Source organism: Microcoleus sp. w2-18bC1, from assembly GCF_036700365.1.
Lineage (GTDB): Bacteria > Cyanobacteriota > Cyanobacteriia > Cyanobacteriales > Microcoleaceae > Microcoleus.
The window spans coordinates 1-14,946 of the sequence record NZ_JAUBOS010000046.1 but is presented as its reverse complement, the minus strand read 5'-3'; the positions used below and the strand labels follow the sequence as shown (position 1 = coordinate 14,946).

Below are 14,946 nucleotides of genomic sequence, written 5' to 3'. Positions count from 1 at the left end.
CTTACTGATATTGTCAGATTTGTTAACTCTGCCCATACTTTGACTCGGTAGATTGAGCTGGCTCTGTATTCTGCTCTCTTGACCGTTTCTCATCTGGTTTTTGGATTTGCTTGAGATGAATCTCATTCACCTGAGTGATAAAGTTTTCTATTCCCATTTTTGCCATTTGTTGATGTTGGGCTTCGTCGGCATCATAGCAACGATAAGCCGGACTAACTCCCAATATAAATTTCTCCTGTTCCGCTTCTAACAATTCCACAGTCGTGTTAGCAGAAATCCAATTTTCCTGAAAAGGAAAAGAGGTAACGATACTGGCGACTATCGAGGCGACAGCGGGACAAATTACCGGCAGCCACTTGAGCAACGCTTGACTTGGTTCCAATTTGTCTACCAATACCAAAATTGGTGTGATTCCCGATAAAACAACGGTTGCCAATTGGAAAGTATAGTAAATATTTCTCGAAGTCTCTCTAGTGTTTTTATAGTCGTCAATCAACTCCTGGCAATATCGTAAAGCCTTTTCTCTCACTGGGGTTATCGGATTGTTATCCGAAACATTATTCGGGTTTAACAGATAATTATATAGTTCAGCTTTTCTTCGGATATCTAACTGATTTGCACTATTCGTAGAATTTTGAGCCAATTGCCTATTGGTCAGGAAGAGAAAAATAAAACTAGAGAGAAAAACAGCTCCTAAAATAACGATAAGTTGATTGTCTGGAAAAACTCTGGTAAGGAGGCACGCACCCACAAAAGCGGCTATGGATAAAGACTCAACAATTCTCAGGAAAGATAACATTTGTGGACTCGATGAGACTGTATTGGAAATCTCGGCCTGGTTTGTATCCGCAGCAGTAGTCATTGGTTTGTAGTCTGTTTGGCGATCGCACACAAGTTTAGCCTATTGGGGTGTCTATTCCACCCAAGCCCTGTCAACCTGGTGAAGAAGACTCTGAAACCCTTGAAAAGTTGTTGATGGCGATGTTAAAATTTCCTCCTTTAACAGGTGATTACCCATAAACTGGGTTTATTGCCGATCGCCCACGGCTAGGATGATGTAAAGCAGGGCGATCGTACCTTGACAGGGGTTGCCATAAGCACCCTACAGAGAGAGTCAATCGATTTTCGATTTTCGATTTTCGATTTTCGCATTGACCCCACGGATAAATTCGGAGGCAAGTTTATCGGATACAGGTTTTTTATTTCTGGACGCATGAATCCGGGGACTTGTATCCTGGATGCTTTCGGTCACTGCATAATAGTATAGATTTTTTGGCTCTGCTGAATTTATGTATGATTTTGCTTGTAGGGGTAATTCTAAGTCCTTACACTGTCAGCGGTGGGGCAATCACGGGGGGATTTCCCCTACAAATTTCATACCCAATTGTGCAACGCCGATTTTTTTTTCCACTCCGACTTTACCTCCAGGTCGGTGTCAAAGTATTCACTCTGACTTGAATATAGATGTTCTGTTCATTAGCATCGAAACAGCCCTCACCCCGATCGCGAAAACAGATGGGAAGTGTTAGCTTAGTAGTTAGTTGTGTCGATCGCACAGAAAAAAAATGCCTGAACTACAAACCGATACATACCAAGACCTCGACCCGCAAGTCCTCTCAAAGCCCGTTGTTGTCGGTCTGGAAGATGTAACAAAAGTTTACGGGATTGGCGACCTGGAAGTTCGCGCCTTAAACGGCGTCAGCTTGACCGTAAGACAAGGAGAATATTGCTCGATTATGGGCGCATCGGGTTCCGGCAAATCTACAGCTATGAATATTATCGGCTGTCTCGATCGACCTACGAGCGGCAGTTACTACTTAGACGGCGTAGATGTCGCCCAAATGCCCGAAGAAGAATTAGCGGGAATTCGCAATTTAAAATTAGGTTTTGTCTTCCAACAATTTCACCTGTTGCCTCAATTGACAGCCTTAGAAAATGTCATGTTACCGATGGTATATGCCGGCATTCCCGCAGCAGAAAGACGGGAACGGGGAGTAGATGCTTTAACGAAAGTAGGCCTGGAAAGTCGGCTGCAAAACAGACCGAATCAACTATCAGGAGGACAGCAGCAGCGGGTAGCCATCGCCAGGGCTATTGTCAACCGTCCCGTGTTGTTGCTGGCTGACGAACCTACAGGTGCATTGGATACAAAAACTACTCAAGAAGTAATGGATATTTTTACCGAATTCAACGAAAGCGGCATGACTGTTGTTATGGTAACGCACGAACCGGAAGTGGCGCGCCAAACTCGCCGCGTTGTCTGGTTCCGCGACGGTAAAGTTATTCACAATAATCTCAACCCCGAAGAGCTTTCACACGCTGTATTTTAGTATAATAGTCCGCGAAAAGTGAAAAGAAAATTGGGCGATTGAAATCGCTTCTAGACAAACGAAGTCCGCCTACGCGGACTGAAGAATCAAGAGGGTATCAGTCCTCAGAACGAGGACTTTAGCTATTAGACAGGGGTTTTCTACCCCTGGCGAACTAATAGACAAAACACCCGATATCTGCTTAATGAAAAGCACTGGGAAAAGCTTCCCAAACTCGATCGACAAAATCTCTAAGTTGCCGAGATGCGATCGCACCATCCTTTTTATCAGCATCCAGAGAGTGCAACTCAGTCAACAGTGAAATTACCTCAGTATCTAAAGCCGCGCGAAACAAGCTCAGCGGCCACAGCAAATCAGCACCATCTCGCAAATCGCATAAAGTGTATTCTGCCGATAAATCCTTCCCCGACGCCGATACAACTAACATCAAAGGGCGCACCCAACAAACTTGACGTGCCTCAACCACTTGGATTACCTCTGAATGCAGGCACGCATCTCCACATTCTAAACTAACAATTTGACCCGGCTTAAAGTTCAAAGCACAATTCATTAATGCTCACACTTAATACAGACATAACAAAGCAGCTAAATAAGTGCTGCATCTCTCCACAGCACCCGAAAATATTATATCATAATTCCTTCTTCCCTCTTGCCTCTTCCTTCTTCCTTCTTCCGACTGCCATCGGACTGACATCCGTTACATCCGTTAAATAATCCGTTGCCGAACTTCCTTCTGCCTGACATCCGTTACATCCGTTAAATAATCCGTTGCCGAACTTCTTCTCAACTTTCATCAAGCTTTTTAAGAGCCATTTCGAGCTCGGCTGTCAACAATCGTGCTTCTTTTTTGCCACCGCCACCATTGGCATAATCCGCCACGGAAATCGGAGAACCGATCGCAATTTTTACCTGAGCACCCCATTTAGGAATGCGCGGACGATAGCGGATACTCATCGGTACAATTTTCACGCCCAAACCCGGTTTGCTCAACTCAGCTTGCATTGCCAAACGCGCCAATCCCGGCTTAATCGGATGAACTTCCCCATCCTGAAAAATACCGCCTTCGGGAAAAATCACCAACATTTCCCTGTCGAGGAGTAGTTCCACCCCATAACGGAGACTGCCAATTGCCGGATGCTTGAGATCGACAGCAAACCCCCCCAAATGTCTGATGAACCAACCTTGCAGTCCTTTGACCTCATCAGCAGTTACCATAAACCGCAAATCGCGTCCAGTCACCTTCTGTCCAGTTGAATAGGGCATCATCAGGGCATCCCACCGGGAGCGGTGCGTAGGGGCTAAGATGACAGGCCCATCTTTCGGCAAGTGCTCCTGTCCGGTTACCTCAATCTTGCCAAAATGAAACGGTAGGACAACATAGTGACCTAGCGGATAGAGCAAGGAGGTTAACCAAGGAGAAACGCGAGAGGTATTAGATGCTACCTTGGCAGGCATTGGCTTCACTAGAGATGATTTACTGGACTCAACGGCGATCGTGGCGGTGTGGGGCATAGCAATTAAGCTGCTTTATCGAGATCTAAAGTCTAAAGTAAGGTGTTGGCCAAATCTTTAGTTTTTAGATCGGGACACTTTTGCTATTGGCCTTGTGCCGATCGAGCGATCGCGCCCGCAAGAGATAATCTCTAACAGGTAAAACCTCAACCAACCGGACAGCACTAATGCAGAGCAGTCGGCCGCCTCGAAAGCTTGAGCGGGGAATTACGGATCTATTATTCCAGTTAAAGGTCAATTTCGATTAAACATCGCCCCGAAGAAAGTAAAAAATTTTACCTGTTAATTTTTCCGGCGCGCTTCAAACCAAGAAAGCAACTGATCGCGGCAAACAGACTCCATAATACCGCCGAGCACCTCTAAGCGGTGAAACGAATGCGCGCTATCTGGAATATTAGCCGCAGTCCGAATCGTGCCAGTTTTCGGGTCATCTGCTCCGTATACCAGCAGACCAATCCGAGCTTGGACGATCGCACCAGCGCACATCGGGCAAGGTTCCAGCGTTACGTAGAGCGTGCATTGGTTAAGATGCCAGTCTTGCAAAACTTGACCAGCAGCCCGCAAAGCCAAGATTTCAGCGTGAGCAGTCGGATCGCAATCTCGCTCTCGCCGATTTTGCGCTTCGGCAATTAATTTGCCAGTACCGTCAACAATCACAGCACCAACGGGTACTTCACCAGCATCACCGGCTGCTTGGGCCAATTCCACAGCCCTAGTCATCCAGCGTTTGTGAATAAAATAAGTAGTATCACGAATAGACAACGGCTCAGCTTTACAATTCACGTCATACCTAAGTAACAGAAAAACTTAAGATCGATAAAGAAAGTTACATTACAGCTTAATCGAGAGTCTTTAATTATGGACACCACTACGATTACCACTGAAATTGTTGAGCTGTTGTGCCGCATTAGTCGGCAAAAGCTGCGTGAACAAGATATCACTCCTTTGGTAGTGTTTCTGACTGCTCTGATTTCCATCCTGCGCGGAGTGATGATTATTGACAGGACGATCGCAGTTGAAGAAGAAGAACGGCTGCAAAAGACTCTCAAAGCCTTTGCTAGCGGCGACCGCGATCGGGTAGAACTAATTCAGCGCCTTGTCAAAGGAGTATCGAAACAGCAGGTTTACTTCAACCCCACGGAATTGCTAACCCTGACAGCTTTGTTCTCAGAATCTGAAAAACTGTTGCTCATCGGTTCCGGCTACGAAATGTCAGCGGCCGACGGACACATCGACCTGCGGGAGCAAATGTACCTACAGTCGATCGCAAATCGGCTCGGCCTCGACTCCAGACACATTGCAGTCATAGACACTTTATTTACTAAAGAAGGAACCCTCGACTCACAAGCTTTTGCCGAAGTTCAAGCTTTACTCGATCCCAGCGAATTCGAGTCCCGCGATCCGGTATTTGGCAAAGCAGCAAAGCACTTGCTGAGTATTTTACTCCGCAAATAGTCCAGCGCATATAAATTTTGGAGCAGTAAAAGTCGTGAGAAGAGTTCGAGGATTTGACGCTGTTTCCAATTGAGATGCGACTGGGGCGCTCTTACCCTCAAAAACCGAGTTGTTTAACCCCTACCAAGAGCGCTGCACGGCGTATGTTCGTAAAAAACCTGGTTTCTCCCTAAATCCCGCTTTATTTTTTTTTCCAGAGTCGATCGACCCTTGTATCCCATTGAACCGAATGCCTCTAAAATCTAAAAGCGACTTGTCGCTGCCTTGATTGACTCAGCTCAATCTCAAATCTCAAATTGATTGATTATGCAAATTGAATGGCAAACCGCCAAAACCTACGAAGACATTCTCTATCACAAAAGTGGTGGCACCGCCAAAATTACCATCAATCGACCTCACAAACGGAACGCTTTCCGTCCCAAAACAGTTCTGGAACTGTGCGATGCCTTTACTGATGCCCGCGAAGACACAAAAATAGGCGTTGTCCTTTTCACCGGTGCGGGGCCTCATACAGACGGCAAATACGCCTTTTGCGCCGGCGGCGACCAAAGCGTGCGGGGTTCGGCGGGATATGTAGACGAAGGTGGCATACCCCGGTTGAACGTGCTCGACTTGCAGAAGTTGATTCGCTCTATGCCTAAAGTTGTAATTGCTTTAGTTGCAGGCTACGCAATTGGAGGGGGTCACGTTCTGCACTTAATTTGCGACTTGACGATCGCTGCTGACAATGCTATTTTCGGACAGACCGGCCCCAAAGTCGGCAGTTTCGACGGTGGTTTCGGAGCTAGCTATCTTGCCAGAGTCGTCGGCCAGAAAAAAGCCAGAGAAATTTGGTTTTTGTGTCGCCAGTACAGCGCACAGCAAGCCCTAGAAATGGGTTTAGTCAACTGCGTCGTGCCCGTCGAACAACTAGAACTAGAAGGGATTCAGTGGGCTGCGGAAATTCTCGAAAAAAGTCCGATCGCGATTCGCTGCTTGAAATCTGCTTTTAATGCTGACTGCGACGGTCAAGCCGGTTTGCAAGAACTGGCAGGAAATGCCACTTTGCTGTACTATATGACCCAGGAAGGCGCCGAAGGCAAACAAGCCTTTTTGGAAAAACGGCAACCTGATTTTAGTCAATATCCTTGGCTGCCATAGCGGGATGCAGAAATCAGTTTTTTTTATGCGCTCATATTAAAGTAAATGCTGATTTTTATGAGTTAGTAAAGCCAAATGCACCCGATCGTCCAAAATTGTGACTATTGATACCAGTTCCCAAAAAGAATGAAACTGCTTTGTCAGATCCCAACCATGATAATGATCAGTGATTTCCCAATCGAAAATCGAAAATGGTATGACCTATCCTGCTGCCGACTAACTAAACCGAAACTGCGGCAGCGGATTTTTCGGTTAATGTTGTGCCTGTAAGCTGGCAGGCATGGCGCTCGGAAAGAGTGACGGTGGCATCCTGCAGCGTCAGAGTCGATTCTTGCCACATTCCAATTTCTTCTATGTTTTCCCAAGATGACCTAAAAGGCGAAACCGCTAAAGCACAAGCTTTCCAGTGGCTTTGAACCGGGCCGCTTAGTAGAGCGCAAACACCCCCGCGTCTGCCCTCAGGGGTATAGTGACGGCAGTGACCACAAGCTGAAGTTAAAGGTGAAGTTAATGAGGTTTGCATAAAAGTTCTTAGGGAAATCATTTTCATCTCTAATTCTCCTTTGTAGAGCTAGCAGGTTTTAGAGCATCCCAACCTTTATGCTGTCTGGTTTGTAGCGATCCCCGAAGTATAATTAAATTTTATAATTTATTTATAATCTCGTTATATATAGAAACAATTAGCTCGGTAGTTGCTCATTGTATAGGTAAAAACATAGGTTAAAAGTTTATAAAGGCGTTAGGGATCAAGAAAAAGTACAAATACCCAAGGAGTATGAAAGGTCACAAATAAGCGGTAGCTCAGGATACAAAAAGTGGCTGAGAGTGTCGGTAAGCAGCCTCCGGGAAACAGCAACAATTAAGTTTTTAAATGAAAATGAAAAATAGCTGCCGACGATCGACAGCAGGCGATCGGGCCCCTGTTGCATTGACGCCAAAAGTAGCTAATCATAAAATAGGCAAGTTTTCAAGCTTCTTGTTTATATCTACAATCAAAACATTAAAATTAATTCAGAGGCGGTAGGAGTTTTGCTAATGAGTAAGCGTTCTTCGGTTGAATCCCCAAATCATCAATCCTCTTCAACCCCAATCAACCCTGCTTTGCAAGCAGTCCTGGGGAGTCTAGATGTAAATCTAGAAGCAGAACTGACAACATACAGAAGGCACAGGAGGCGCGCCGAACAGTGGGTGTCGCCCTCAGTTCGTACCGGCAAGCAAACAGCCACAACCGAGCAACAGCTAGCCCAAAATTTGGCGCCAGAGACTGCGGAGGAAACCCAGCAGCCGCTATCGCTGCCCCTATCCCTTGCCGGCACTCAGGGCGATGCCCCGCTAGCAACTACCAGGGGTGGCACAAAATTATCTAGCAGTGCCTTCGCACCCAACAATTATCTCGAATCCAGCGAAAAACTCATCGAAAGTTTGGACGAGTCAAAAGCTGAGCCTACGGTAGAACGCAGTTTAGCTGCCAGTTTGTTAACTCCCTTGGGACTGAGTTCGATGCTGCTGTTTTTGCTGTCATGCACAGCTTTGGGCTACGCCGTCATGTACCCGTCAAATCTAGTTAAGATGGCCGGCTTGAACCGTTTGCTCCGCACCTCACCCTCTCCCAGCGACAGTCCCGCCTCTAATTCCACCTCAGATACCAGCACCAAGGAACTGCCGAAAGCTCCAAATCTGGTATCCAAGGAATTTGTAGAGCTAGATTTGAGCACTCTCAGCAATGTCCAGCCGACAGTCAGCCCGATTCCTTCCCCGTCACCAAAAGCATCAATCCCGCCAACTCCGCCAGCGCCTCCGGGCCCCAGCGGGGCTGTGCCGATTCCTACAGAAGACGGCAACCCGGCCAGAGGCAGGGAACAAGGACTCAACAATCTGAGTACAGCTTTGCTTCCCACTCCCAGCCCCAGCGCCGCCCAGCCAGTGCCGACACTGCCGACACTGCCTCCAACACCCTCCCCAGCCCAGCCTGCCGCCGCATCCCCGGCGACCGCATCCCCAGCAGCCGCATCCCCAGCAGCCGCATCCCCAGCAGCCGCATCCCCGCTGGGAAGGCCTGCACGGGCCGCCGACGGTTTCTATTACGTTGTCACCGATTACACCGACGAAAAATCGCTGCAGCAAGCCAGAACCGCTGTTCCCGATGCCTACGTGCGAAACTTCTCAAAGGGTGTCAAGATCCAAATGGGGGCTTTGAACGATCCTGCCTCAGCAGAACGTTTGGTGAAAGAACTCCAAGAAAAAGGGGTGAAGCCACAATACTATCAACCATAAATTAGGTAAAGGGTGAAAAACTTTAACTAAATTGTTAGACAAAGCTAGACAATGATGAATGTTTTGTCTAACACAAAATTGGTTTTGTAATTGTCAATTCCCAGTCCTAAATCTAAAATTTAATAAAATCGGGAGACGGGCAAAATGGGATTATTCGATCGCCTATGGCGAGTGATTCGAGCCAATATTAACAGTTTAGTCGGGGCGGCCGAAGACCCAGAAAAAATTCTGGAACAGGCTGTAATGGATATGCAGGAAGATTTAGTGCAGCTTAGACAAGCTGTGGCAGGAGCGATTGCAGCTCAAAAACGCACTGAACGCCAGTGTTCCCAAGCTGAGTCTACAGCAGCAGAATGGCATCAGCGGGCGCAGCTAGCTTTGCAAAAAGGCGAGGAAAGTTTGGCGCGGGAAGCTCTGACGCGCAAGAAATCTTATCAAGAAACGGCAACGGCGATGAAAGCCAGTCTGGGACAACAGAACGCTGTTGTGACTAAACTTAAAGAAAATATGCGGACTCTCGAAAGTAAAATTTCCGAGGCAAAATCTAAAAAAGATATGTACATTGCCCGAGCTCGATCGGCCGCATCGTCGGAAAGGCTGCAAGAAATGATGGGCAATCTCAGTACCGGCAGCGCTTTGAGCGCCTTTGAACGGATGGAAGAGAAAGTCATGCAGCTAGAAGCTCGCTCCGAAGCAATCGCGGAACTCGGAACTAACGATTTAGAAAAGAAGTTTCTCTCTCTCGAAGGTGCCGACGATGTGGATACCGAGTTGGCGGCGATGAAAGCACAAATGCTTCCGGGCAACAATACACCCAAATTGCCGTCGGGCGAGCCGCCCGCATCCTGAACCCCAGGCAATAGAAGAAGAGTCGGGACGAGCAAAAACTTCTCAACAGCCTAGCTAGAGATGGCTCGAAGCCTGTTGGGGAATTCCCGGATCGAAGTTAAACTCAATAGATATGTGCATGAATAAGCTTGCCTGCATCACATTACTCGATCGCTTTAAACTGGATTTATCTGTCTGCAAAAATTGCCAAAAACTAAATCGCACTAAAAATCTGACAAGAGTGAATTTCACAACTGCGGGCTAGGGCTATCAAGCCTGCTTTCCGCCTACTTCGTACACCTCACCCAGGAAAAATAGCATTATGGGATTATTTGACCGTATTAGCCGAGTCGTCAAAGCCAATCTTAACGATCTGGTCAACAAAGCTGAAGACCCGGAAAAGATTTTAGAACAGTCCGTTACGGATATGCAGGAAGACTTGGTGCAGTTGCGTCAGGCAGTTGCCAGCGCGATCGCCACTCAAAAGCGTACCCAGACTCAGTACAATCAAGCTGAATCTCAGTCTAACCAGTGGCAGCAGCGCGCTCAGCTAGCCCTGCAAAAAGGAGACGAGACTTTGGCGAGGGAAGCGCTAGTTCGCAAAAAGTCTCACGCTGAAACGGCGGCTACGCTGAAAGCCAGCCTGGATCAGCAATCGGCTCAGGTGGAAAGTCTCAAGCGTAACTTGATCGGTTTGGAGAGCAAAATTTCCGAAGCTAAGACTAAGAAGGATATGCTCAAAGCGAGGATATCCGCTGCTAAAGCTCAGGAACAGCTCAACAATACCATTGGCACCTTGAATACTGGCAGTTCAATGGCGGCTTTCGATCGCATGGAAGAAAAAGTTTTGCAGATTGAAGCTCGCGCGGGGGCTTCGGCAGAATTGGCCGCCGGCGGCAGCAATTTAGAGGAACAGTTCCGCTTGCTCGAAAGCGGCGGCGATGTTGACGACGAGTTGGCTCAGATGAAAGCTCAACTGACCGGGGGTTCTGTGTCTCAAGGTCAATTGCCGGCAGCGGGTAAAACGGCAGCAGCTAGTAGCTCGGAGTCGAGCCCGGTGATTGACGCTGAGTTGGAAGAATTGCGATCGCAGCTCAATAAAATGTAGTAATCTGTATCAAAATTTACCTATTTCTCAGATCGCAGGTTTGATAGAATGCTCCGCCGACCTACAGGGCTAGCTTGGGAGGTCGGAGTTTTTTTCAGCAATTGTCTAACACACAAAACCTATGTTTTGTCAACTATCTTTATATTGACTTAAGGAATTAAGTGTTTAAAAAGTGAGAGAGTAATTTTATTCCTTGCAAGATGGCTAGCTTGGGAGGTCAGAGTTTTTTTCAGTAATTATTTAGTACATAAAATAAGAGTGCTGTCAACTATCTTTATATTGACTTAAGGAATTAACTCTGTCAAAAGTGATAGAGTAATTTTATTCCTTGCAATTGCGCCGGCCGCGCCCGATCGTAAGTGTAAATAACTATCAAATATGGCTAATCTGTCATGCCCGTGCAATTTTCGAGAGGCTTTTGTAAAATCAAGTTTTTCAAGGCATTAGCACTTGGTTTTTCAATTGCAGCTATTTGCCCCGCACTGCTATCAGCTTTAAGTGTGGGTGAGTCGATGGTTGGTACCGACTCAGGGGTGCAAGCGCCAATTTTGCATGATAATTTACCGCCTCAATTCAAACTAAATCAAGAAACAGCAGACGATCGCGATCGGCTTCGTGATTTATACTCTGGTTCAGAATTAAATAGAGGCAGTAAAGAGCTAGAAAATAGCATCCCGGAATTCGATCAATCGACCCAAAGTGAGGCTCCAGAAACTCTCCCTCAATTGCCGAACCGAGGAGAAAACAGACACGAATTTCCGATTCCCAACCCGCGGCTGTCAAATTCGGCTCCCCTCCCATAACCCGCGCGGCCAGCACCCTTGCTTTCAGGCGAACAGCTTTTGCCGCCTGCTGTTCCCGCGTCGGCACAGCCAGCAGAATTGCTAACATTGCCGGTACGATCAAAGTCGATCGATGGGAAGTAGTTGGCAGTTGATTTACCGCGAGCCGATCGTGCAAAATCCGAGAAGAGAAATCGCGATCGGTATTGGTACTCGCAGTCGAGAAAGCGATACATCTTTGCTGGGAAAGGATTTTCCACTATCGTCGGCAGCAGATAATCGGGGAAGAAATCGGGTTGCGGTGCTGAGGCTGTTTCAGGATTTTACTTAAAGGGGAGAGAGAGATGTCTTGGTGGCGCGATCGCAGTTCTGTTAGGGAGTTGCAGCATTTGGCGCTACGGTGAGCAGCAGCCCTGACAGTTGATTTTTGACCTCGTGGTCAATAGCAGTACGTGCGGTTTTTGGCTGCTGAGAGGCTGCTGGTGGTACGATCGGATGGGGAATTGGCTGGGGCAGGGGCAGAGCTTTTGGCGATCGAACAATTCGCTAGAGGGGGCTCAGATATCTTGCGGGGTTACTGTCAGGATGCAATGCTTACCCCTAGCGGGATTTTTGATTCAGCCGATTTGCGGTATCCGATGCCAGCGCACCCGCGACAAGCAAGGAGTTTTGCAGGTGACGCCATTTGTGGATTTTGGCAATGTTTGGAATCCCAGGGAAAGCGCGGTTTTGGAAGCTAATACTTTACTGTCAGCGGGATTGCGGTTGCGGTAACTGTACGGCGAAAGGTGGAATGCTCGCGGAGGCTGGGGAATTCCTTTGATTGATATTAAGTCGAGCAACAGGAGTTTACAAGAGCGTGGGCTGTATTTTTCTGTATAATTCAAACCTTTTTAGGAAAGCAGTCGTTTTGCCCTTGGCGGAACTGAGCAATTCCGCTATATAGTAATAAGTATCATTTGGCACTCATCGTTAGGTGCCAAGAGTGCATTTTACTGATAATCTTTAAATTAAACTATGTCTAAGGTGCGGTTGCTGCTTTTAAGTTCTTTTGCTGCCGGTTTTGGGCTTTGCTCAATCATTTTGGCGATGTTTACGATGACTTCCCGACTGTCGTTTACGTCTTTTTTTACCTTTGTTTTAACTTTGGTGTTTTTTGGCATTAATCTGATTTTTGCTTTGCATTATTATACATCTATTACCAAGCAATTGAGTGTTAAAAATAAAAGGAAAGCGAGAATTTAGCGGTTGTGAAGCAGAATTGGAAAAAGGCATGGAGAGTTCTTTAGGGAATTTGAATGGAATTCAGAAAACGCCTCTGGGTTAGGAAAACTATCTAGCTCTAAGCCATAATTATTTAAGGTCTAATTATTTACGAGGTGCGATCGTGGTTATTGCTTCAACCAACCCGCCAAATCTTCCCGATGCGACAAAGACTCGCTTTACTCCAGATGAATACCGGGCGATCGAGGAAACAGCCGAAGAACGTCACGAATACTTTAACGGAGAGATTATCGCTATGCCAGTAGGTTCAGAAGTCCACAGCGCGATCGCCTGTAACCTGTTAATTTACTTGGGACTTTTGCTCAGAGACACCGAGGATCGAGAGCTTTGTGTTGAAGGTCTAATTGAGATTGTGCTTAATATTAATGCCTATATGGGTGTGAATCGGCTTTTCATCCCATGAGGGGGGGGTCGAGATTGTTGAAGACGTGCGATCGCAATTTGATGGTCAATAAATTTAGTGTTTAAAAAGTGATACCCACGTTAAAAGAATTAAAAACTATTTCTCTTGCAACTCTTCTGGTATTAGGCATAGCTAAACTGGGTTCTACTGCACCTCTCCCTAGTCCTAATAATCAAGGGGATTATACGGGAAGATATTATCATACTTATTGGGAAGTAGTAGACCCAGATCCAAAGGGGTTAAATTGTCGTATGAATTCTTCTTTTGAAGAATTTATGCGTGTTAACAACCCCACTCCATTTGATGTTTTTAATTGGTCTGTAGTTGGTGTTTTAAAACAGGGACAGCGTTTTGAAAGCTTTCCTGGTAATGCTGGTGTTACTTTCCGTGATACCAGGGCTTTACCTTGGCTTTTTGTAGGAAAAACCTACACTGCTGGTGCGGCGCAAGGTTGTTTTATTCGCGCTAATAGTCAATTTGTCAAACCAATACAGATGTCATCGACTCGCGTACAACCCCAAGCGAGTCAACCGCTTACAAGTTCCACAGCGCTGCCGGTGAAGCTTGGTTTTGACGAAGGATTTGGATCGATTGTAGTACCAGAAAGCGATACCACAGCATCGGCGTATGGAGGACGGTTAAGGCAATATGACGTTCACATTGCCAAAATGTTTGAAGTCACCCACTTTATGTGTCAACAAGAAAATTTAACACCCGGTATTACTTGGAATTACGAGGCTGGGGGTGGCACGATTAATATGGGAAGTTTTGTAATAACCTGCCGACTTGCTAATCAAATAGCTAGTGCCTATGGTTTAGGTAAGTCGGAACCTACGAATGTGACTTTTTCGGCTGGTGAAGTCGGTCGCCCCGCTGTCAGAAGTTTCAACATTCCCATCCTAGATATTACAGGTGATAAATTACTACGCTGGGTGAGTTTTGTGCAGGGATTTCAGCCAGTGAGGAGGTAGGGCGAACACAGATCATATGCTCTACTGTAAACAAAAAGCGCCCATATTACTAGGAGCGCTATTGGTCAATCAAAAGCTAAAACTTAGCCATTGATAGAAGGAGCAACCATTGCTACAGGAGTTGTTTCGCCAGCAACCAAATCAAGCGGGAAGTTGTGAACATTGTGTTCGTGCATCATTTCCATACCCAAGTTAGCGCGGTTAATCACATCAGCCCAAGTATTGATCACACGACCTTGCGAGTCGATAATGGATTGGTTGAAGTTGAAGTTGCTAGTACAGCTCGGCGTAAGTAGACAGACTATATTTGTGGTAGAATAACATAGTTAGTTTAGACCAGTTTCGGTAGGTGATAAAGGAGTCATATATGGCATTATTAATGCCTAAAACATTAAAATTAAGCGATGGCGAGCGTCATCAACTTAACCAGTTGAGCAAGAGACACAACACGCCGCAACAGATCGTGCTACGAGCCAAAATCATTCTGATGGCATCGGATGGTCAAAACCATCGTGGAATAGCCCGAAGCCTAGAGATTAACCGGCAGATGGCTAGTTTATGGCGAAACCGATGGTTGGAGAGCGAGGGAAAAGACTTATCGATTTTGCAAAGATTACAAGATCGAGAGCGTGTTGGTGCACCAGTAAAATTTAGCATGGAACAAGTAACCGAGTTATTTGCACTCGCCTGTTCCTCACCGTCCGATTATGGACGACCAATAAGTCACTGGACAGCTAGAGAACTGGCGGAGGAAATAATGAAACAAGGCATTATTGAAAGTATATCAGTCCGCCATGTTGGCAGATTATTAGAAGAAGCAGAAATTAAACCACACGCCTCGCGCTACTGGTTAACCCCC

20 protein-coding genes and 1 pseudogene are annotated in these 14,946 nt (G+C 46.5%); 11 read left to right on the top strand and 10 right to left on the bottom strand.

Annotated elements, in window-relative coordinates; genetic code table 11:
* Positions 1-22 precede the first annotated feature (22 nt).
* Positions 23-643, bottom strand: a complete 621-nt coding sequence (locus tag QT979_RS20505; protein ID WP_333311528.1) for a DUF4231 domain-containing protein — start codon at positions 641-643, stop codon at positions 23-25.
* 922 nt (positions 644-1,565) lie between these two features.
* Here QT979_RS20505 and QT979_RS20500 point away from each other — a divergent pair.
* Positions 1,566-2,330 (top strand): ABC transporter ATP-binding protein, encoded by a 765-nt coding sequence (locus tag QT979_RS20500; RefSeq protein ID WP_333311527.1) that lies wholly within the window; start codon positions 1,566-1,568, stop codon positions 2,328-2,330.
* Positions 2,331-2,511: 181 nt separating this feature from the next.
* Here QT979_RS20500 and QT979_RS20495 read toward each other — a convergent pair whose 3' ends face one another.
* The 4 genes from QT979_RS20495 to tadA all read right to left on the bottom strand — a co-directional run bounded on the left by QT979_RS20495 (position 2,512) and on the right by tadA (position 4,625).
* On the bottom strand, positions 2,512-2,880 hold the full coding sequence (locus tag QT979_RS20495) for a hypothetical protein (protein ID WP_333214906.1): 369 nt from the start codon (positions 2,878-2,880) through the stop codon (positions 2,512-2,514).
* Positions 2,881-2,959: 79 nt separating this feature from the next.
* On the bottom strand, positions 2,960-3,124 hold the full coding sequence (locus QT979_RS20490; RefSeq protein WP_333311526.1) for a hypothetical protein: 165 nt from the start codon (positions 3,122-3,124) through the stop codon (positions 2,960-2,962).
* Complete coding sequence (locus QT979_RS20485) at positions 3,114-3,842, bottom strand: lysophospholipid acyltransferase family protein (RefSeq protein ID WP_333214902.1); 729 nt, start codon at positions 3,840-3,842, stop codon at positions 3,114-3,116. Before QT979_RS20485 ends, QT979_RS20490 begins: the two co-directional genes overlap by 11 nt.
* Before the next feature lie 282 nt (positions 3,843-4,124).
* Positions 4,125-4,625, bottom strand: a complete 501-nt coding sequence (gene tadA / locus QT979_RS20480; RefSeq protein ID WP_333311525.1) for a tRNA adenosine(34) deaminase TadA — start codon at positions 4,623-4,625, stop codon at positions 4,125-4,127.
* 75 nt (positions 4,626-4,700) lie between these two features.
* Between tadA and QT979_RS20475 the strand changes: the two genes are divergently transcribed.
* Positions 4,701-5,297 (top strand): TerB family tellurite resistance protein, encoded by a 597-nt coding sequence (locus QT979_RS20475; RefSeq protein ID WP_333233117.1) that lies wholly within the window; start codon positions 4,701-4,703, stop codon positions 5,295-5,297.
* Positions 5,298-5,603: 306 nt separating this feature from the next.
* Positions 5,604-6,437: a 1,4-dihydroxy-2-naphthoyl-CoA synthase gene (menB, locus tag QT979_RS20470; protein WP_190733148.1), complete on the top strand. Its 834-nt coding sequence runs from the start codon at positions 5,604-5,606 to the stop codon at positions 6,435-6,437.
* A 220-nt stretch (positions 6,438-6,657) separates the two neighbouring features.
* Here the strand turns inward: menB and QT979_RS20465 are convergent, their stop codons facing one another.
* Complete coding sequence (locus QT979_RS20465) at positions 6,658-6,960, bottom strand: hypothetical protein (protein ID WP_333085038.1); 303 nt, start codon at positions 6,958-6,960, stop codon at positions 6,658-6,660.
* 512 nt (positions 6,961-7,472) lie between these two features.
* Here QT979_RS20465 and QT979_RS20460 point away from each other — a divergent pair.
* Positions 7,473-8,711: an SPOR domain-containing protein gene (locus QT979_RS20460; RefSeq protein WP_333214896.1), complete on the top strand. Its 1,239-nt coding sequence runs from the start codon at positions 7,473-7,475 to the stop codon at positions 8,709-8,711.
* A gap of 144 nt (positions 8,712-8,855) precedes the next feature.
* Entirely contained in the window at positions 8,856-9,560 is a 705-nt protein-coding gene (locus QT979_RS20455; RefSeq protein WP_333214894.1) for a PspA/IM30 family protein, read from the top strand.
* A gap of 54 nt (positions 9,561-9,614) precedes the next feature.
* On the opposite strand, the gene QT979_RS20450 is transcribed toward QT979_RS20455, so the two are convergent.
* Positions 9,615-9,791, bottom strand: coding sequence for a hypothetical protein (locus QT979_RS20450; protein WP_333167716.1), 177 nt, complete (start codon positions 9,789-9,791; stop codon positions 9,615-9,617).
* Positions 9,792-9,861: 70 nt separating this feature from the next.
* Between QT979_RS20450 and QT979_RS20445 the strand changes: the two genes are divergently transcribed.
* On the top strand, positions 9,862-10,647 hold the full coding sequence (locus tag QT979_RS20445; protein ID WP_006635936.1) for a PspA/IM30 family protein: 786 nt from the start codon (positions 9,862-9,864) through the stop codon (positions 10,645-10,647).
* Positions 10,648-11,220: 573 nt separating this feature from the next.
* On the opposite strand, the gene QT979_RS20440 is transcribed toward QT979_RS20445, so the two are convergent.
* Positions 11,221-11,538: a hypothetical protein gene (locus QT979_RS20440; RefSeq protein ID WP_333311524.1), complete on the bottom strand. Its 318-nt coding sequence runs from the start codon at positions 11,536-11,538 to the stop codon at positions 11,221-11,223.
* Between the two features lie 24 nt (positions 11,539-11,562).
* On the opposite strand from QT979_RS20440, the gene QT979_RS20435 reads away from it, so the two are divergent.
* Both QT979_RS20435 and QT979_RS20430 read left to right on the top strand, forming a co-directional pair.
* A complete protein-coding gene (locus tag QT979_RS20435; protein ID WP_333214890.1) occupies positions 11,563-11,760 on the top strand; it encodes a hypothetical protein in 198 nt (65 codons plus the stop codon).
* An 89-nt stretch (positions 11,761-11,849) separates the two neighbouring features.
* Positions 11,850-12,203, top strand: coding sequence for a hypothetical protein (locus tag QT979_RS20430; protein WP_333214888.1), 354 nt, complete (start codon positions 11,850-11,852; stop codon positions 12,201-12,203).
* A 236-nt stretch (positions 12,204-12,439) separates the two neighbouring features.
* Here the strand turns inward: QT979_RS20430 and QT979_RS20425 are convergent, their stop codons facing one another.
* Complete coding sequence (locus tag QT979_RS20425; protein ID WP_333214886.1) at positions 12,440-12,592, bottom strand: hypothetical protein; 153 nt, start codon at positions 12,590-12,592, stop codon at positions 12,440-12,442.
* 224 nt (positions 12,593-12,816) lie between these two features.
* Between QT979_RS20425 and QT979_RS20420 the strand changes: the two genes are divergently transcribed.
* Both QT979_RS20420 and QT979_RS20415 read left to right on the top strand, forming a co-directional pair.
* Entirely contained in the window at positions 12,817-13,116 is a 300-nt protein-coding gene (locus QT979_RS20420; RefSeq protein WP_333214884.1) for a Uma2 family endonuclease, read from the top strand.
* Between the two features lie 251 nt (positions 13,117-13,367).
* On the top strand, positions 13,368-14,087 hold the full coding sequence (locus QT979_RS20415; RefSeq protein ID WP_333311523.1) for a hypothetical protein: 720 nt from the start codon (positions 13,368-13,370) through the stop codon (positions 14,085-14,087).
* Positions 14,088-14,170: 83 nt separating this feature from the next.
* Here the strand turns inward: QT979_RS20415 and QT979_RS20410 are convergent.
* A pseudogene (locus tag QT979_RS20410) lies at positions 14,171-14,362 on the bottom strand (photosystem II q(b) protein); the annotation flags it as partial.
* A gap of 92 nt (positions 14,363-14,454) precedes the next feature.
* Here QT979_RS20410 and QT979_RS20405 point away from each other — a divergent pair.
* Positions 14,455-14,946, top strand: a 492-nt coding sequence (locus QT979_RS20405) for a helix-turn-helix domain-containing protein (protein ID WP_333311522.1), incomplete at its 3' end; no start/stop codon positions are given.